This window comes from Limnothrix sp. FACHB-406, from assembly GCF_014698235.1.
Taxonomy (GTDB): domain Bacteria; phylum Cyanobacteriota; class Cyanobacteriia; order CACIAM-69d; family CACIAM-69d; genus CACIAM-69d.
The window spans coordinates 110,795-129,712 of sequence record NZ_JACJSP010000004.1; the positions used below are offsets into that span (position 1 = coordinate 110,795).

At 55.0% G+C, this 18,918-nt stretch carries 15 protein-coding genes; 8 read left to right on the forward strand and 7 right to left on the reverse strand.

Annotated elements, in window-relative coordinates:
• Positions 1 to 75: 75 nt before the first annotated feature.
• Both H6G53_RS05710 and H6G53_RS05715 read right to left on the reverse strand, forming a co-directional pair.
• A complete protein-coding gene (locus H6G53_RS05710) occupies positions 76 to 693 on the reverse strand; it encodes a Uma2 family endonuclease (protein WP_190531407.1) in 618 nt (205 codons plus the stop codon).
• An 88-nt stretch (positions 694 to 781) separates the two neighbouring features.
• Positions 782 to 1,417 (reverse strand): Uma2 family endonuclease, encoded by a 636-nt coding sequence (locus tag H6G53_RS05715; protein WP_190531409.1) that lies wholly within the window; start codon positions 1,415 to 1,417, stop codon positions 782 to 784.
• A 392-nt stretch (positions 1,418 to 1,809) separates the two neighbouring features.
• On the opposite strand from H6G53_RS05715, the gene H6G53_RS05720 reads away from it, so the two are divergent.
• Positions 1,810 to 2,205 (forward strand): type II toxin-antitoxin system VapC family toxin, encoded by a 396-nt coding sequence (locus H6G53_RS05720; protein WP_190531411.1) that lies wholly within the window; start codon positions 1,810 to 1,812, stop codon positions 2,203 to 2,205.
• Between the two features lie 397 nt (positions 2,206 to 2,602).
• Here H6G53_RS05720 and H6G53_RS05725 read toward each other — a convergent pair whose 3' ends face one another.
• From H6G53_RS05725 to H6G53_RS05740, 4 genes are all read right to left on the reverse strand, one after another.
• Entirely contained in the window at positions 2,603 to 3,784 is a 1,182-nt protein-coding gene (locus tag H6G53_RS05725; RefSeq protein ID WP_190531413.1) for a PEP-CTERM sorting domain-containing protein, read from the reverse strand.
• 743 nt (positions 3,785 to 4,527) lie between these two features.
• Positions 4,528 to 4,962: a hypothetical protein gene (locus H6G53_RS05730; RefSeq protein ID WP_190531415.1), complete on the reverse strand. Its 435-nt coding sequence runs from the start codon at positions 4,960 to 4,962 to the stop codon at positions 4,528 to 4,530.
• A gap of 91 nt (positions 4,963 to 5,053) precedes the next feature.
• Positions 5,054 to 5,980: a LysR family transcriptional regulator gene (locus H6G53_RS05735; protein WP_190531417.1), complete on the reverse strand. Its 927-nt coding sequence runs from the start codon at positions 5,978 to 5,980 to the stop codon at positions 5,054 to 5,056.
• 251 nt (positions 5,981 to 6,231) lie between these two features.
• Positions 6,232 to 7,329, reverse strand: a complete 1,098-nt coding sequence (locus tag H6G53_RS05740) for an aromatic ring-hydroxylating dioxygenase subunit alpha (RefSeq protein ID WP_190531419.1) — start codon at positions 7,327 to 7,329, stop codon at positions 6,232 to 6,234.
• 171 nt (positions 7,330 to 7,500) lie between these two features.
• Here H6G53_RS05740 and H6G53_RS05745 point away from each other — a divergent pair, with 171 nt between their 5' ends.
• The 5 genes from H6G53_RS05745 (at position 7,501) to gloA (ending at position 15,005) form a co-directional block, all read left to right on the forward strand.
• Complete coding sequence (locus H6G53_RS05745) at positions 7,501 to 7,677, forward strand: hypothetical protein (RefSeq protein WP_190531421.1); 177 nt, start codon at positions 7,501 to 7,503, stop codon at positions 7,675 to 7,677.
• 71 nt (positions 7,678 to 7,748) lie between these two features.
• Positions 7,749 to 10,232, forward strand: coding sequence for an ATP-dependent DNA helicase RecG (recG, locus tag H6G53_RS05750; protein WP_190531423.1), 2,484 nt, complete (start codon positions 7,749 to 7,751; stop codon positions 10,230 to 10,232).
• A gap of 564 nt (positions 10,233 to 10,796) precedes the next feature.
• Complete coding sequence (locus tag H6G53_RS05755) at positions 10,797 to 11,261, forward strand: tRNA (cytidine(34)-2'-O)-methyltransferase (RefSeq protein ID WP_099533406.1); 465 nt, start codon at positions 10,797 to 10,799, stop codon at positions 11,259 to 11,261.
• A 997-nt stretch (positions 11,262 to 12,258) separates the two neighbouring features.
• On the forward strand, positions 12,259 to 14,283 hold the full coding sequence (locus H6G53_RS05760) for a LysM peptidoglycan-binding domain-containing M23 family metallopeptidase (protein WP_190531425.1): 2,025 nt from the start codon (positions 12,259 to 12,261) through the stop codon (positions 14,281 to 14,283).
• Between the two features lie 293 nt (positions 14,284 to 14,576).
• Positions 14,577 to 15,005 (forward strand): lactoylglutathione lyase, encoded by a 429-nt coding sequence (gloA, locus tag H6G53_RS05765; RefSeq protein ID WP_099533404.1) that lies wholly within the window; start codon positions 14,577 to 14,579, stop codon positions 15,003 to 15,005.
• 75 nt (positions 15,006 to 15,080) lie between these two features.
• On the opposite strand, the gene H6G53_RS05770 is transcribed toward gloA, so the two are convergent.
• A complete protein-coding gene (locus H6G53_RS05770; RefSeq protein WP_190525925.1) occupies positions 15,081 to 15,431 on the reverse strand; it encodes a histidine triad nucleotide-binding protein in 351 nt (116 codons plus the stop codon).
• A gap of 728 nt (positions 15,432 to 16,159) precedes the next feature.
• On the opposite strand from H6G53_RS05770, the gene rpaB reads away from it, so the two are divergent.
• Positions 16,160 to 16,933, forward strand: coding sequence for a response regulator transcription factor RpaB (gene rpaB / locus H6G53_RS05775; RefSeq protein WP_099533402.1), 774 nt, complete (start codon positions 16,160 to 16,162; stop codon positions 16,931 to 16,933).
• A 287-nt stretch (positions 16,934 to 17,220) separates the two neighbouring features.
• Positions 17,221 to 18,594, forward strand: coding sequence for a glutathione-disulfide reductase (gor, locus tag H6G53_RS05780; RefSeq protein WP_190531427.1), 1,374 nt, complete (start codon positions 17,221 to 17,223; stop codon positions 18,592 to 18,594).
• Positions 18,595 to 18,918 lie beyond the last annotated feature (324 nt).

The window sequence follows — 18,918 nt, forward strand, 5'->3', positions numbered from 1 at the left end:
GCAGACCGAGCAAGGGCGATCGCTCCCCCATTGAGTGGACAAAACCGCCACAGGAGATAGTGACGGTGATGGCGACTAAGGGCGATCGGGTGGGCTGGTGTCCAATGGAGGATGACTAGGCAGGGCGATCGCATTGCGATAAAGCTGTGTCAAGGTTCCTGTGAAATCAACGGATTTCAACTGAAACTGATCGGCGCGATCGGGACTGTAGGTGGTTAGCACCCAATCATCCCCCGTGCTGCGGCGAAAGCATTCAACGCGCTGGCAACTGGTGTTAATCAGGGCATATTCTTGGAGGCTTTCGATTTGCTGATAGTCAAAAAACTTGCTGCCGCGATCGCGAACTTCCGTCGTATCTGACAGCACTTCAACAATTAAGGTTGGGAACTGTTTGGCGTAATTATTTTCAGGCGTAATGACCGTATCTCTGGGGTCACAAGTCACCAACAGATCCGGATAAAAATAGCGATTTTTGTGGACAATTTGCAGGCGCATATCGGTCATATAGAGCCGACAGGGTGGCGCAATATGCCCCAACAGTGCCGCAAACAGATTGCCCACGATCGCCACATGGGCATCGCTCGCCCCAGCCATCGCCACCAGATAGCCATCCCAATACTCATGCTTGGTGGGACTCACGGCTTCTAGGGCGAGGTAATCAGCAACGGAGAGGCGATCGGGCAGAGCAACCATCGGAGTGAGCAACGCTGCAAACTAAGGGAACTAAACCCCAGTCTAGCAAGGGCGATCGCGCCCCCATCAAATGGACAAGACCGCAAGATTACTGGAGACTTTGGCGAAACTCACGAATGGTGCGGGCGCTGCCGATCGCCTGGGCCTTGGCGAGTTGGTCAGTCACGATCGCCGGTAGATCCAAATCGGGAAACAGCAAACCGCGATCGCGCGGTTGGTACTGTCCCGCATCTAGCACAAAAATCTTGAGCAAGCCATCGGCATAAATCCAGACCTCTGGCACTCCCAGGGCTGCATAGGCCGCGAGGGAGGTTTTGGAAGTCACATCGGCCTCAATCGCCAAGTCCGGCGGTGGGTATTGGGCCACATCCACCCGCCCTTGGCAGTCGCGCACGCGATCGGCATTGGCCACATAGAAACAGGTGTCGGGTTCCAATCCGGCCAGGTTCTCGCGCTCAAAACGGGTCGAGCCAAAATCTTCCCAGTCCAAATTGCGGGCATCGAGCAGGGCCGTCACGAGGTAGCCAATCAGCCGGTGGGGGCGCTCATGGCGAGCAAGGGGCGACACGATTTCAAGTTGTCCTTGGTAGTAGGTCAAGCGGGTGTGGCGATCGTCCCCCAGTTCGGCGGCAATCCGCTGGAAAGCTGCCCAGTCGAGATCGGCGATTGCGATCGCGCTGCCGGGCCGCAAAGTAATCCGATTGAGGGGAACGGTGACGACCATGGCGGCTAGGGGCGATCGGCTGTGAATCCCAGTCTAGCAAGGGCGATCGCCCCAAGATAGGTCACGATCATAGTGTTACGATCGCCTCATCAAACTCGGATTACGGTTATGACTTTTGCGGAGTTACGGGCAGCAACCTTGCGCCTATCGTGGGGCGATCGCTGGCGGCTTTGGTGGTCGTTGGGGCGATCGTTGCTGGGCGCTTTATTGCCTGGTCAACAGGGGCAGTTAAATGATGAAGATTCAGCCCCAGGATTAGCCAATCATCTATCAACCATTCATCCCAGTTGGCCGGCTGAGTTTGCCCAAAAAACGGCTGGTCAATGGCAAGGTGAGCCTTTAATCAGGCCTGGTCAAGAGGCTGCTGATCATCGAGATGCGATTAATTGGTAATGTATCTGCTCGACACGAATGTTTGTATTCAATATCTCAATGGAAATGCTCAGATTCAGCAGCGGCTATTGAGTTGTGAGAGAAGTCAGATCAGCACTTGCGAAATTGTTCGCTTTGAGCTGTACTACGGCGCATTCAGTAGTCGCCGTGCTCTGGAGAATGTTGCACTGCTGAATACATTCTTTGAACCGTTGATTGTTTTTCCGTTTGATGCCGCTGCGGCGATTAAATGTGGCGAGATTCGATCCCAACTCAAGCGCCAGGGGCAGCCCATTGGCCCCTACGACCTCCAGATTTCAGCGATCGCCCTTTCGCGGAATTTGGTTTTAGTAACGCATAATGTTCGTGAGTTTTGCCGCGTTGAGGGGTTGCGTTGGGAGGATTGGGAAGGCTAGACAATGGGTCAGAACGACTTAAAAGTACTGAACTGAACTACTCGATCGCGCCATGCCAGGTGCGAGATTTGGGCAGTGGCGCGATCGAGTTGGGTTAATGTCATGGCGGTTGAGGCGATGTTGTCTTTGTCCCCAGTTTAGCAAGGGCGATCGCTCCCCCATCAACTGGACAAAACAGTCATAGAACCGCTGCCGGGACGTAGAGTAATCTAGTTGAGGGGAATGGTGACGACCATGGCGGCTAAGGGCGATCAGCTAGTTCGGTCACTAACCTGAATCATAGTCTGTCATCATGTTGAATGCCCTATCTCCGCATTGCTATACAGCAAATAGGAAATAGGGCATCAGAATAAGCGGCACTTCTACCTGTATCTTGCAAGTGTCATCCAGACGCAGGTTACTGCTTTTGCTGACGACGAGTTGTGGCTAAACCACCTAGAGCAAATAGCCCTAAACCCAGAATAGTGCCTGGTTCAGGTACTGACACAGACTCAGATGGAACACTGACGTTGACAGTAGTCCGACCATATCCTGTGGCAGTCAGATAAAGTGTGTCATCTTTACCACGACCGTCGGCAGCTAGATCGCGCAACGTAACGTCGAATTTCGCACGATCTCCGGCGGGTACATCAAGGTCTGTTCCAGTCTTTTCACCCGAGATATCACTAGCAATTTGACGAACGTAGTTATAGTCGTCACTCTCAACAAACAGCTTCACGTCACTCAGTGCGTTCTTGATACCCGTTTGGACGGCATCAACTAGGTTTGAGCTGTCTGCACTCAGAGTCACAACTTGACCAAAACCCAATTGACTCACCAGATCCTGATAGATCGAGGTTACGTTGGTCGTAGCGGCAAAAATTGGAACAATTCCTGAATCAAGCAGTGCCTTACGAACCTGCTCTACAAAGGGATAATCCTCGTTAGCGTCGATATTTGCGTCCCCATTGTTAGGGATTAAACCAACGCTAGTGCCATCACCAGCCTTGTGATAGCTCGCATCCGTCTGCAAGATCACAGCTTTGAAAGCACTGTCACGAAACCCAATTTCTGATTTGCTCCGTAAGGCAACTTGGAACAGCGCTTCTAGCTGCGACTCAGGTTCATCGGATCCGAAACGAATGGCTAGACCGTTCACGGCGGTTTGTAGTGCAGATCCATCGCTGCCAAGGGCTAGATCGGTGTTGTAAACATAGTCTGCCGTATCAGCCCATCCGAATGGAGCGATTGGCTTATCCACAAACGAACCCAGGCCAAAACGCACGCTGGAAGAGATGCTACTTAGACCACTAAGCAATCCGGGAACCGATGCCCTAACATTCGGCAGGTCATCGCCAAAAGAACCAGATAAATCATTAAGCAAAAAGACATCAAGTTCTGATGGGGCTTTAGTTTCCACTTCAACACGGAAAGTCAAGGGATCTTCTGGTTCTAGAAAAACATTGACAGTAGATGGGGTTACAGGTGTGCCAGGTGTAGTGCCAGTGATCATGCTACCGGCAAGAGAAATAGGCGCAAGTGATGTCCAAACAGTTGCTCCTGTAAGCAGTGACACCAAACTCAGGTGGATCTTATGCATGAGGGTTCTCGTTTTGAGGGTTGTCTTGTGTGTAACTGCTGCTGACTTGAGCTGAGACAGGCTTGCTCACAGTGATTGGCTAGTATGACTTCGCTCACCAAGGATGGATCGACATCAGCAACGAGTTACAGACTTGATTGAGAAAACGGCACAATTCAGGCTCTGATCCCCAACGATGGTTAACACCCATACCATTAAGCATCCGGTCTTAATCCATGTTCTACCCAGAATCCTAGAAACCTGGTTAGTAAAAATAATTAGTCCATGGATTAACCTAGCTTGGCATTGTTACCAGGAGGGAGTAGCTTTCTGTAGATGTGTGCTTATGACAACTTTAGGTGATCAAAAAATCAGATCACAAGACTTATAAACAAAAACTGTCGGGATCAAAAACTGGATTAAATAAATTGAAGTCAAAATTGCACAAATTTGGCACGAGGCGATCGATAGAGATAATTCTGTGCGGTTTGGTAATTTAAAGGCCGATCGAGTGTGGATTTTGCGACAGGTGTTGCGAGGTCACCAGCAGGGGCTAAGGCGAAGACTGAAATTCCGGTCTCAGAATGGGTTTGGCGGCATTGAGTCAGCAAAATTAGCACCTCTAGAGAAACTGAGGAGCCTGTGATTGGATAATGTTAATGTCCAATCTCGGGTATTTTTAGTCACATCGCTGGTCACATGGATTGATCGCCCCGGTGATTTAACTCGGATCAGCGAAGGTTCGCAGATGAACCATGAACTGGCTATTGCTTGGGTGTGGATCGCTTGATGCGAGATTGAAGTTTTGTGAATTGTTGAATTAAAGAGAGCACCCAAGTGATTTTCTGAAGGTTTGCTTCGAGGGCTGGTTCAAAGGCCCGGTAGGTTTGGCGAAATCCATAGATGCCGCGCTGGCCGATCGCGATGTTTTGCGGCGCATTGCCCAGGACGGCATGGGTGCTGCGGGCGGCGGATTCCAGTCCCTGAGCGGTGTTCCGAAGGGTGCGCCGTAGTTGCCACAGTTGCCAAGCCAGCCACAGCAGGCCGATCGAGAGGAGGCCGTCAATTCCCACAACCGCCCACAGGCCGATCGCGCTGGGAACCGAAGGCACTGTGCCCACAACAGGCGGAAGGAGGAGCAAAACCATGGGGCCAGGGGCGATCGGGACAGAAAACAGCAGTTTCCCGTAGGCTAGCACGGGTGGCAGGGACGATCACGCCTTGTGTTTGCTTTGCTCAAGTCCCCGTCAAGTCCCTGGTCGATCGAGGGAGGATAACGGGTTCATCTGTTCACTTGGCCAATGGGCGGTTGGGGAGCAAGGCCTGTTGATGGAGGGTGGCTTGCACCAACTGTCGGAAATAGCTGATGGGTTGTAATTGCAGTCGATCGCGCGTGGTCACCAACACCACTTCCCGCTCGATCGATGGATCCGCCAGCGGTAACACTCGTAAACCTGGATCCTCCTTCGCCTCCAGCACGGCCGACTCTGGCAGAAGGGCCACGCATTTTCCCTGGCGGACAACCCCCCGAAAGGCATCGAGGGTGTTCAACTCCAAGGCAACCCGCAGGGTAATTCCCTCGCGGGCAAACTGTTCCTGCACCAACCGCTGCATTCCGTAGCCATCTTTGAACACCACATGGGGATATTCCCCCAGATCCAGCCAGGACACTTGCCCATGGTTGGCGAGGGGATGGGATGCGCTGACGAGGGCCACCACGGGTTCCTTATAGAGTGAATCCACCACCCAATCGGTGTTATTGGTCAAAAACCGGTTATTCATGACCACGGCCACATCCACTAGCCCATCGCGCAACACCTTGAGCGATCGATCGCTGCCCAAGGCCGTCACCCGTAACTGCACTTGGGGATAGGTTTGGATAAAGTCCTGCAAAATGGCGGGCAGTCGGTAGGCACAAACAGAGTGAATGGCGGCGATGCAGAGTTCCGGTTGTTGCCCTTCGCGCAGGTTGGCGATCGCCCGATTTGCCAAGTCCCACTCCTGCACCATTCGGCGGGCGTGGGGTAACAGTTGGTTGCCAGCAAGAGTGAGTTGGATGGGGGTGCTGCGACGAATCAGGGTTAGCCCCAGGGTAGACTCCAGGCTCTGAAGTTGGCGGCTGATGGTGGATTGGGTGACTCCGCAACGCTTAGCGGCGGCCTGGAAACTACCGGTATCCGCGATCGCGAGGAAGGCCTGTAACTGTTCGAGTCGCATGAGCTGGGGCAAGCAAGGAACCCAAGGGCGCGATCGGGGACGTTAGGAAAACAATCCGCATCAAGACCCGATCGCGGCCTAAGCCAGCAAACTTTGCCATAGTTCCCCGTTTCCTTGCGCGATCGCCCTGAACATTGCGCGACTCCGGCCCATGCTGTTTTTGAATGATGGGTTAATCAACGGTCGATTAATTACGGTTAATTACGGTTAATTACGCCTAATTACCCCTCATCACTCCCACGCGCTCCTAATCATTCATGGGCCAGCCCAGCGGTTGTTGATCGACCCCGCGATCGAATGAGGCGCTGCACTGCCGCGATCGCGGGATTCAGTTCTGGCCCCTTGCGGTGAGGATCTGCCTCAAACGATCGTTGCTCCTGCTCAATCATCAACACATCCTGCTCCACCAACCCTTCCAGCAACTTGGCCGCCGCATTAAACATCCGATCTTTCACCCACTGGCGGATCGCCACCGGCAACTGATGCAGTCGCTCGAAGGCGTGTAGGGAGGTGAAATGCACCAAATAGGCCCGGGTGTGGGTGGCGCTGACGGGACAAAACAGGCAATAAATCTTGAACTCTTGGCCCAAGCTAGAAGCCCAGTGGGGATAGACATAGCTCACCCGGAGTGGTTCCGGGTGTAGTTTGCGCATGGCGGGGATAAACAGTTGCGCCACCGCCCAAATTTTGTCAATTCGGTAGTAGCTTTGGGCTTCGTAGAGAGCATCGACTCGATCGGGTGATTCGGTGAGCTGCTCCAACTTCGCGGAAGCCCAAGCCTGGTAGTCCTGATGCAAATGCCCATGGTACATATCCATCAGGTTTTCGATCAGAAAAGAAAAATGCCCCTGACAATCGATCGTGGTCATGGAAGCGATGTAGTTTAAATGGCTCCATTCCGGCAGTCCCATCGGTTCCGGCAACACCTGTCCCGGTTGCAATTCCCCTGGCCACAACCAAATGAACCCATCCAATTCCCGCACCGGGTAGGTACGAATTCGGCAAGTGGGCAGCTTTTGGTTATCTCCCAGGTAGGGCACATCCACGCAGGCCCCAGCATTGTCGAACTGCCAACCGTGGTACATACACTCGATCCGATCGCCCACTACGCGCCCATCCGACAACTTCACCAGTCGGTGGGGACAGCAATCCTCCAGGGCTTGCACTTGCCCTTGGGTGTCGCGGTAAAGCACAATTGCCCGCCCCCAAAGTTCCACGCCCAGCGGTTGGCGAGTGACTTCCCGATCGCTCGCCACCACATACCAATGGTTGGGGTCGATGCCGGTTGCGCGTAGGGGTACTGTCTTGGCTGGTTGAGCAGCCGTGGGGGTGGCAGTTTCAGGAGACATAGGCAAAGGAAAAGGGAACTAGGCAGCGCAACGGGCCAGTAACTGACGATATGCTGTGGGGCCCGCGACTGAGATTCGGAAAATCTCGGCGCTTTCAAAGCTAGCAAATCATCGCTCAGAGACCAATTTGCGAGACTGGACGCTGTTGGTTGCCGCTGCCCAATCCATACCTTGCGATTGAATTTGGGAGCCAATCCAGAAGATCGCTATGATTCCGGTGGGCAGTCGATTCCTACCTTGGGTGAAGTTCTGCAACAAATTCCTCGGTGGGCCCGATCGCCTTTTGCCCGATCGCCCAGTTTTGTTTGCGGCTTGTTTGCGGCTTGTTTGTGGTCTTGTGTGGCCTGACGAGCTTGTTGTTGGTTGGCTGGTCATTAGCTGTTAGTTGGTTTTTGAACTAATCCGCCCTAGCTCTCACCTTGTCTGATCTACCCGACTGGATTCGTTTGCAAAAGGCCCTGGCCGTGGAAGCGGAACGGGGCTTTGGGGATTTGGCTGGGCGGGAATATCGATTCAGTGAATTTTTGTGTTTGCAGTTTGGCCGGCCGCCCCAGGGATTGTCTGCGAGCGATCGACGGCGGTGGCGAGAAACAGCGGCCCAGTTTGCGGAATATCCCCATTTGGACTTGGCCCAACGCAAGCGGATTGTGGTGAACACGCGGCAGTTTTTGCACCAGGTGCAGCGTGCCTGCGAGGGGGCGATCGCCGAGGCCGCGGCTCCAGAGGCGGCCCCCCGATCGCCCAAGCGCCCAAAAACGAAGGATTTGAACCAACTGCAACCGGCAACCATTGCCCGATCGCTGACTTTGGATCTGCCCCTGTCGCAGGTACGGGCGATCGGGACGCGATCGGGGGGGCGGTTGGCCAAGTTGGGGCTGTTGACGGTGCAGGATTTGCTGTGCCATTACCCTCGCGACTATATCGATTACGCCCGCCAGGTGAATATCCGCGACTTGGAAGGGGGCGAAACGGTGACGATTGTGGGGACGGTGAAGCGCTGTAATTGCTTTACCAGTCCCAAAAACTCAAAACTCACGATTTTTGAACTGATTCTGCGCGATCGCACGGGCCAAGTGCGAATTAGCAAGTTTTTTGCAGGAACCCGCTTTAGTTCGATCGCCTGGCAAAAGAGCCAACAGAGTCTTTACTCCTCGGGCACACTGGTGGCCGCGTCCGGCCTGGTGAAGCAAGATAAATATGGCATTACGCTCGATAATCCCGATTTGGAAGTGATCGACAGCGCCGACGGGACGATCGCCTCCTTAACGGTGGGGCGGGTCGTGCCGGTCTATGCCCTCACGGAAGGGGTGACGGCGGATTTGGTGCGGCGATCGGTCTTGGCTGTGTTGCCCGCCGCCAGCCAAGTGCCGGAAGCTTTGCCCCGTAACTTTCGTGAACGCTACAACCTGATCAAAATTGCCGACGCGATCGCCCAAGTGCATTTTCCCGCCGACGATGATCAGTTGGCGGCGGCCCGACGGCGGTTGATTTTCGATGAATTTTTCTACCTCCAGTTGGGATTGCTCCAGCGGCGATCGCAGCAAAAACGCCAGGAAACCAGCGTGGTCTTGGCCACCACCGGCCCTCTGATTGACCAATTTCATCAGGTGTTGCCCTTTGAACTGACCGGGGCCCAAAAGCGCGTGGTGGGCGAAATTCTGGAAGATTTACAACGGCCCACCCCCATGAACCGTCTGGTGCAAGGGGATGTGGGATCCGGAAAAACCGTCGTGGCCGTGATCACCATCCTGGCGGCCATCCAAGCGGGCTACCAAGCGGCCCTGATGGCTCCCACGGAAGTGCTGGCGGAGCAACATTACCGAAAAATTGTCGGTTGGTTTAACCTGTTGCACTTGCCCGTGGAGTTGCTGACGGGTTCCACGGGAGCCAAAAAACGGCGCGCCATCCATGCCCAATTGCAAACGGGAGAGTTGCCCCTGTTGGTGGGAACCCATGCCCTGATCCAAGACAAGGTGGAATTTTCCCGTTTGGGCCTGGCGGTGATTGATGAGCAGCACCGATTTGGGGTGCAACAGCGGGCCAAGCTGCAACAAAAGGGATTTCAGCCCCATGTGTTGACCATGACTGCCACGCCGATTCCGCGCACCTTGGCGCTGACGATCCATGGGGATTTGGATGTGAGCCAAATTGACGAGTTGCCGCCCGGTCGGCAGGCGATTCAAACCACGGTGCTGCGATCGGGCGATCGCCCGGCGGCCCATGACCTGATGCGCCGAGAAATTGCCCAAGGTCGCCAGGTTTATGTGGTGTTGCCGCTGGTGGAGGAGTCGGAAAAGCTCGATTTGAAATCCGCGATCGAGGAATATCAATACCTTTCTGAGGTCGTGTTTCCGGAGTTTCAGATGGGGTTGCTCCATGGGCGCATGAGTTCGGCCGATAAAGACCGGGCGATCGAGCAATTTCGGCAAAACGAAACCCAGATTTTGGTGTCCACCACGGTGATTGAAGTGGGGGTGGATGTGCCCAACGCCACGGTGATGGTGATTGAACATGCAGAGCGCTTTGGCTTGTCTCAGTTACACCAGTTGCGCGGTCGGGTGGGGCGGGGGGCGGCCCAGTCTTTTTGTTTGTTGATGAACACCAGCAAAAGCCCGGAAGCCAGCCAGCGGCTGGAGGTGTTGGCCCAATCTCAGGATGGCTTTTTCATTTCAGAGATGGACATGCGGTTTCGTGGCCCCGGTGAAGTGTTGGGCATGCGCCAATCGGGGTTGCCGGATTTTGCCCTGGCCAGCTTGGTGGACGATCGCGATGTGTTGAACTTGGCTCGATCGGCCGCTGAGGATTTGATCAACACCGACCCAGATTTGGCAAACCATCCTCGAATTGCTGCCGAACTGGGCTATCGGTATCGCAAGCTGTTGGGGGGTATGATTTTGACCTAGGCAACTTGGCGGCGGCGATCCAAATGCGCTCTACCGCTCAAAGCCCAATCTTTCACGATACCGAATCATGCCAGGTGCTGTGGATCGCAGTGGGACAGTGCGGCGTGTTTGTCGGCATCTCTGTACACATCCATATATATGTATTGTTGAACACAACTGTTGGGCCGGCTCAGGAAGCAATCACCGGTTGTCGTTCGTGGCCGTGGACTGGGGGCCTGATCCAAGCGGGGTTGGATGGGCAGCACAGGGGTGGTCGGGCCGCTGTTTGCCTGGGGAAGTTCCTTTGGGGCCTGCTGAGGGGCGATCGCGATCGATTCACGATTGATTATGTTTTTCAATCGTGATTAATGATTGGCAATCATGATAATTAACGAGTTTTAAATTATTTTTGATAATCAATTGAGATTCCCGGTCAGTGATTAAAAAAATCTATAGTTGTCAGCCTCCCGGGGCAGGCGAATCAGGGTGAAAAATCTTGGTTCGTTTGACGATCGCAATTGAGCGGTTTGGGGTGCATTTCCCTGAAATACCGTCGTCTCAGTTCCTCAGTCGCTAAGAAATTGTATGCAACCGCAAATTGTGTTGGTTAATCCGCAAATTCCGCCTAATACGGGCAATATTGCCCGTACCTGCGCTGCCACCGGTACGGAACTGCACCTGGTAGGCCCTTTGGGCTTTGAAATTACCGATCGCTACCTCAAACGGGCTGGACTGGACTACTGGCCGTTTGTCAAGCTTCGCTATCACGCCGATTGGTCGGTCTTTGCCGAATTTCACCGCCCGATCGGGGGACGACTGATTGGATTTTCCAGCGGTGGCAGCACGTCTTATCACCACATCGCCTACGCCCCTACGGATTGGCTGCTGTTTGGCAGCGAAACGGAGGGGTTGCCGACTTCGGTGCTGGAAACTTGTGACCTGATTGCTCGTATTCCCATGGACTGCGCGGGTGTTCGTAGCCTGAATCTATCGTCAAGCACCGCGATCGGGCTGTTTGAGGCTCGGCGGCAGTTGGGATTGTTGGGGTAAGTCCTGTTGCGAGTACAGGCCCTGGGTAATGAGGAGGTTGAGGGGTAATGAGCAGCGAGGACGGTCACGGGATGGCGATCGTCTGGAATTGGCTCATCTTGCCCAGTGCTGACGGGGTTCATGGATAGCCAACTGTCTGAATTTGACCATCCAGGCAGATGGGAGCCGATCGCGATCGTCCGTCAGGGGCTAAATAAAGTCGATTAAGGCGGCTTCTGACTCCCGATCGCCGGTCGATCGCGGCTGAACCATGGCTGGGCCGTGATTGCTCAGGCTTAGTCAGCCTTTCACCTTTTCGGGGCGATCGCCGTGGCGGGACTTTCGTGCCTTAGTCGGGGCGATCGGGAGTCTGATTAATAAGAAAATCCTATCGATGAATCGTCCGAATTTTGCAGCGAATTTTACATTTTTTTTAATTCATCAGGCTCTAAAACGACATATTCCCTCCTCGGAAATCTTGACTAGGCAATCCAAGACACAGCGTAGGATTACGGTGATCCTGACCTGTCGGCTAAGTCTTGAAAGGCAGGTAATCCGATACGCGTTGTCAATGGTTTGAGCGCCTGAAAGTCTTTTGAGAAAAGGGCTTTGGAAAAATGATGATCAAATAAGGGGCGCAATCCTGAACAGCAAAACATCACCGAAAGGCCCAATATTCATCAAGAAAATAAATACCGAAACTGTCACAAATCAGTTGCCAATCTGGTTAAACTTGCCTAAACCACAAAAGCAGGGTAGTCTTGCCTAAGCCTTAACTCGTATTAAGACCCCGGTCTAACCGAGCTTATCGCTGGCCGCCGCGTCGCACCTGAGCGGTGATCTAGCCATCCAAGGCGCTTGGGACGGCAAGGCTGATTCAATCGCAGTCCAATGGGCAATCAACGATTGAGCACCCCACCCACGACCAGAGTCGAGGCGAGTTCTGTGGTTTACCAGCCCAAGGCTTGCTGACTGCTGAGTTGCCAGCGCCCCAATGACCAACAATCCACATCGTGCGATGACCGAACAGTACCAACAAGCTCCCACGGAGACTAGTCGGAAGACCCGCGCCTCGATCGCGACGCTAGGGTTGGCAATCTCAATGGGTGCAACAGGGTTGCTGTTGCCCCGCCAAGGCGACCACGCGATTGCGGCAGAACCCAACCAGGCTCCGTCCCTCAGTAGCCAGACCGTGGCGGCGGCCACCAGCAAGACCCATACGGTTCAAGCCAACGACACGATCGCGACCATCGCCCGCCAATACGATGTTGCGCCGGAAGCCCTAGCGGCGGCGAACCACCTGTCGATTGATGCTGTCCTGAGCGCTGGTCAACAACTCACCATTCCAGCCCGCAGCATTCCCCAACGCACCGTTGTTAGCGCGATCGAGCCAATCACCGCCGAAGTGGAAACGGCGACCTTGAGCGCGCCCACCGTCGAACCGAGTCAGACAACGGCTGAAGCGAATTCCGAGCAATTTTCCGCCTCCCTGGCCCACGGCGAAAGCGAAGCCGACAGCCAGCCCACAGCAATCACTCTTGATCGCAGCCGAATCCCAGCCCTCCCGGAAAACCAGGTTGAAGTGGCTGCGGTTGCCCCTGAAGCGGCGGTTGTGATTGATGCTTCGGCCACTGAGGCCGAGTCGCCCAGCGCCAACAGTCCTGCTGTGACGCAAGTTCCCGTCGCGGAAGCCCCCTCTTCGCCCAACACGATCGACCTGCTGGCGGATGCTGCTGCCATCCGGAGCATCGATCGCTTGCAGGCTCAGAGCGATCGACTGAGCCAAGCACTGCAATCGCTGGCAGCGAACACTGGAAACCTGCTGGGTTCGACTACCGAGGCGATCGAGCTGCTGGCCCTGGAGCCGCAACCAACCACTGAATCAGCAGAGCGTCCCACGACCGATCGCACCGAAGAAACCGTTGCACTGCAACCGGCGACTACGGCCGAGCGTGCTTCTACAGATGCGGTGACCCCCACTGCCAATGACCTGGTGGTTAGCATCCCCACCGCCGCTGACTATCGACTCACGGCCGTTGCGGTTCCCACGCAGCGCCTCGATCGCCCGGCTGTGCCCGTGAGTGCCGCCGCCGCCCGCACGGTTGCAACGGAAGAAGCCGGCGGTGGTGCGGTCAATCTTCTGAGCCATGCTGCCACTGCTCAATCGCTGGCCGGCGCTGCCGATGTGCCCACCGCCAGCAGCCGCCTCCAACAGGGGACGGCCAACAGCGACCTAGCCAGCCCGCGCTACAGCCCCTACATCGACGGTCTGCGAGCTGAAATTCAGGCCCTGCAAGCTCGCTACCAAAACCAAACCGGCGAATCGAGCCGCAGCGGTGCAATCAGCCTGTTGGCTCCGGCCGCCGCCACCGCCGTGGCCGCCAGCCAAGCCAGCACCGTAGCTAATCAGGCGGCAACCGTGGCTGTGCAGCCGCCCTCTGCACCCCTGAGCGATCGCCCGCTGGCCCTGAGCCAACCGATGCCGGAAGCGGATCCGCGCCGCAGCCAACTAATTGCAGCCGCCTCTGAACCGCTGAACGCCCGTAATCCCCGCGTGCAAACGCTGCTGAATGCCAGTGTTTCACCCCAACTACCGCCTCTGTCGGATCCTTCGGCTTACCTACCGGGCGCACAACCCCAGGCCATGCGCGGCTACATCTGGCCGAGCCAAGGCATTCTAACCTCTGGCTATGGCTGGCGCTGGGGCCGGATGCACCGAGGCATTGATATTGCAGCCCCTGTGGGTACACCGATTGTGGCAGCGGCTGACGGTGTGGTGGCAGTCTCCGGTTGGGACAGCGGTGGCTACGGCAACAAGGTGGACATTCGCCACCCGGACGGCAGCTTCACTCGCTACGCCCACAACAGCCGTCTTTTGGTAAGGGCTGGTCAAACCGTTCGCCAAGGTCAATTGATTGCAGAAATGGGCAGCACCGGCCGCAGCACTGGCCCCCACCTGCATTTTGAAATTCGCCCATCGGGCAAAGGCGCAGTGAACCCGATGGCCTTCTTGCCGAGCGGTGGACTACGGGCGGCTCGTTAGATTAACTGACGCTCCAATCCCTGCTTAGGTTCCCCTAAACTAAACCCGTGCTGGACGCGATCGCTGCATCCGGCATGGGTTTTTTAGTTGGCATTTTTATGGGCATTTTTAGTCGCCATTAACTTTGGGTGTTCGGGGTGAGTCTTGCTGGAGGTGCTTTTGGGGAACCGGTTGAAGTTTTCGAGTTTAAACTGAAAAGCATTGTCCCTAACGGGCCATGCATCAGGCTGACCTTGCTAGTGGCTTTGCTTGTTCGTGGCTTTGTTAGATCGAACCGTTTGCGGGAGAGAACCATGCGACTACTTCACACCATGCTGCGGGTGGGCGACTTGCAGCGATCGCTCGATTTCTATTGCAATGTGTTGGGGATGAAACTCTTGCGCCAAAAGGATTATCCTGATGGCAAGTTCACGCTGGCCTTTGTGGGCTATGGGGACGAGTCGGAAACGGCCGTCATTGAGCTAACCCACAACTGGGGCGTGGAGTCCTACGAACTCGGAACGGCCTACGGTCACATTGCTCTGGGGGTAGATGATATCTATGCCACCTGCGAAGAAATCACGACGCGGGGCGGGCGAGTGACCCGCGCCCCCGGCCCCATGAAACATGGCTCGACGGTGATTGCCTTTGTGGAGGATCCAGACGGCTACAAGGTGGAACTCATTCAGCTCAAAAATCAAGATGCTGCCCCATCGCCATCCCTAGCGACGGCGGCTTCTTAAGTGTGGGTGGTGCAGACGGAGCGCGGGGCCCGTTGAAAGTACCCGGGCCCCGCGCGGCAGGCGGTTAAAAATCCATCAACCCGGCGGCCAGGCGAGCGATCGCCCACCCAGCACATGGAAGTGCAGATGAAAAACCGTTTGTCCGCCATCTTCGCCGGTGTTGGCCACCACGCGATAGCCCTGATCCAGGCCTTCCTGTTGGGCAACTTTTTGGATCACAAGCATCAAATGCCCCAACAGGGCTTGGTCTTCCGCCGTGGCCGCCGCCAGGTTCTCGATCGGCTTTTTAGGAATCACCAACAGGTGGACAGGGGCTTGCGGATTCACATCCCGAAAAGCCAAGGCCAAATCGTCTTCATACACGATCGCGGCGGGAATTTCGCGGCGGATGATTTTGCCAAAGATGGTGTCGCCACCGACAGTCATGGGAATAGGCTCCTTCGGAACGCAGAAATAATGCAGAAATTGGGAACATGAAAGCGTGGGGGTGCGAGCAGCCCTGGTGCGGGGAACCGCTCGCCGGCCGGGCGATCGAGTAGACTCTAGCACTCTGCCATGGGTTCAATGACGGTTCGATCGCCCCCCCAATTGGGCTGCGTCTCAGAATGGATCGGAAAGCCGATCGCGCTGGCGGCCGCCCTGAGCCGAGATGACCAACCAAGATCATGGATCATGATCAAGGGGGTCAATTAACCAACCGTTACGGTTAATCCTCAGATTTCTTTAAGATTTGCGGCGAAAACGTTACATCTGGTAATATTCAGATGAGCGAGAATCCTTAGCCCATCAAGACCTTGACCCATTGTTGGTCAATGCAACCAACCGGAATTGATCTCAATCAGTTGTGATCCATTCCCTAAACCGTCGGTTGCTGGTGACTTGTCAATCCATTGGGTTGAAGGGCGATTGCGTTCAGACCGCACCGTATTTGACAGACGTGCATTCACGTTTCTTAATTTTTCTTTGGCGACTGAATGACACCATTCAACCGTCGAAGCCCCTTCTCCGTTGATTGCTGAAGTGTTCATCAATCGGCTGTGATCGGCTGATTTTGCTCGAATTGTTCTGACACAATTCATGAATCAAAATAACCAGCCCAATCGGCAGCCAACGTTGATGAATAACTGCAAGCTTTTTAAATGAAATCAACAAAAATGTTGGCAGAAAATTCCTTGCAGACGATCACAGAATCAGGGCGATCGCGCGGCAAAATCCTGATTGTCGATGATGAATCGGCATTGCGGATGATCCTGACTACGCGCCTTTCGCTGGCGGGGTATGAAGTCGTGTCGGCGGCGGATGGAGAGGAGGCCCTCGAGGTATTTGACCGCGAGGATCCCGATCTGGTGGTGTTGGATGTGATGATGCCGAAAATTGACGGCTATGGCGTTTGCCAAACCCTGCGCCAAAACTCCGATGTGCCGATCATTATGTTGACGGCCTTGGGCGATGTGGGCGATCGAATCACTGGCTTACAAATGGGAGCCGATGATTATTTAGCTAAGCCTTTTTCCCCTAAAGAATTAGAGGCGCGAATTGCCTGTGTGCTGCGCCGGGTGAAGGACAAAACCACGCCGCCCCCGATCGGGAATGGCACGATTCAAATTGGTTCCCTGCGAGTCGATACCCGGAAGCGCCAGGTTTATCGCAGCGATCGGCGGATTCGTCTAACCCATACGGAATTTAGCCTGTTGGAATTGCTGTTTAGCCGCAACGGAGAAGCCGTGCCCCGGGGCGAAATTCTGCAAACTCTCTGGGGTTATGCCCCTCGGATCCAAGCGGACATGCGGGTGGTGGATGTGCATGTGGCGCGGCTGCGATCGAAACTGGAAGACGATCCGCGTAACCCGGAAATTATCTTGACGGTACGCGGCACGGGCTATGCGGCTCCTCGGATGACCGACAGTTCTGAGGCGATCGGGGCTTAAGGATTCGCCCAAAGGGATCTGCCCAAAAGAATCTGCTCAACCCATGGCTCATCGATGGTTAATCGGCCGAGGGCGCGGGGTCAGGGCATTTCATGATCGTGCCATTTGTCATGATCGTGCTTTGATCGCCTTTTTCGATCGCCTTCCTTAATCTCCTCTCTTGATCGCCTTGCTCCTTCTGGGCTGCTAGCTCGATCGCAATCCAGTGCGCCCGTTTGCGAGGTCGGTTGCTACGATCGAAGGGCGGGGCAAGCTCGATCGCTCCGGCTGGATCAGAAGGCAATATCATGACATTTGACTACGACCTCTTCGTTATTGGTGCAGGCTCCGGCGGGTTGGCCGCTTCCAAGCGAGCCGCCAGCTATGGCGCAAAAGTGGCGATCGCAGAAAGCGACCTCGTGGGCGGCACTTGCGTGATTCGCGGTTGCGTGCCCAAAAAACTCATGGTCTATGCATCCCAGTTTGCCCACTGGTACGAGGATGCCACGGGCTACGGTTGGTCCGCAGTGGAGCCAGAGCACGACTGGTCTAAGCTGATCAACGCGGTGCAGACGGAAGTGATGCGCCTTAACAAACTACACATCAGTTTTCTAGAAAAAGCGGGCGTAGAGCTGATTTCGGGTCTGGGGCGCTTTGTGGATGAGCACCGGATTGAAATCGTTAGCCCCAGCGGCACTCGCGAAGTGACCGCCCGCTACATCCTGATTGCCGTGGGTGGCGAAGCCGTGCGCCCAGATGTGCCCGGCATTGAACATACGATCACCTCGCGGGAGATGTTCCTGCTGAAGGAGCGCCCCCAACGGTTTGTGGTGCTGGGCGGGGGCTATATCGGTGTGGAATTTGCTGGAATCCTCAAGGGCTTAGGCTCTGAGGTGACGCAGGTGTTGCGGGGCGATCGAATTCTGCGCGGCTTTGATAGTGACATTCGGGATCAAATCCAGCAAGCCATGGTCGATCGGGGCATTGCTGTCCATACCCACGCCGATATCGCCACCCTTCAAATTGAAAAAACCGATGCCGGTCTGCGAATGCAGTTCAAAACCGCCGATGGTGTGGCCCATGAGTTGATGGCCGATGCCATTCTGAGCGCCACAGGCCGCAAACCCAAACCCCAAATTGAGCCGCTGAATCTGGAACTTGCCGGGGTGGAAGTGGTGAATGGGGCGATCGCCGTGACTGCCGACCATTGCACCAACCAGCCCCACATCTACGCCGTGGGCGACTGCACCGATCGGGTCAATCTCACCCCCGTGGCGATCGCGGAAGGGCGTGCCTTTGCCGACACGGTATTTGGTCACCAGCCTCGCACCATCAGCCATCGCAACATTCCCTCCGCTGTGTTTTCGCAACCGGAAGCCGCCACCGTGGGCATGACCGAAGAAGAAGCCCGGGCCGTCTATGGCGATCGGGTGAAAATCTACCGTGCCCGCTTCCGCCCAATGATCTACAGCCTGACCGATTGCACCGAAAAGGTGTTGGTCAAACTGGTGGTAGAAGGTGAAGACGAGCGTATTTTAGGCGTGCATATGGTGGGCAAAGATGCGGCGGAAATTATCCAAGGCATGGCTATTCCTGTGGTGATGGGGGCAACGAAGGCCGACTTCGATCGCACCATTGCTATTCATCCTTCCACCGCTGAAGAGTTCGTGACTTTGCGATAGATTGCCCAGGGCGATCGCCCCATTCTTAATCAATGGATCATTAACCAATGGATCATTAACTCATGCGCAACTCATGATTGATGTGCGATGTGTCGATGATCAATTCATCCATGGGTTGATCGTGCTTGATGCATTCATGAACAATCAGCAGCTTATGGCCAATTGGTTGGCAGTTGGTTGGCAGTTAATTTGCAGTTAATTTGCAATTGGTTTGCAATTCGTTCATGATCAAGATCACGATCAACGCAATCATGATCAACCCACGATCAATTCATCATCGATCGGTTAGCAACTCATTGGCGACTGATCAATGATTCGGTAATT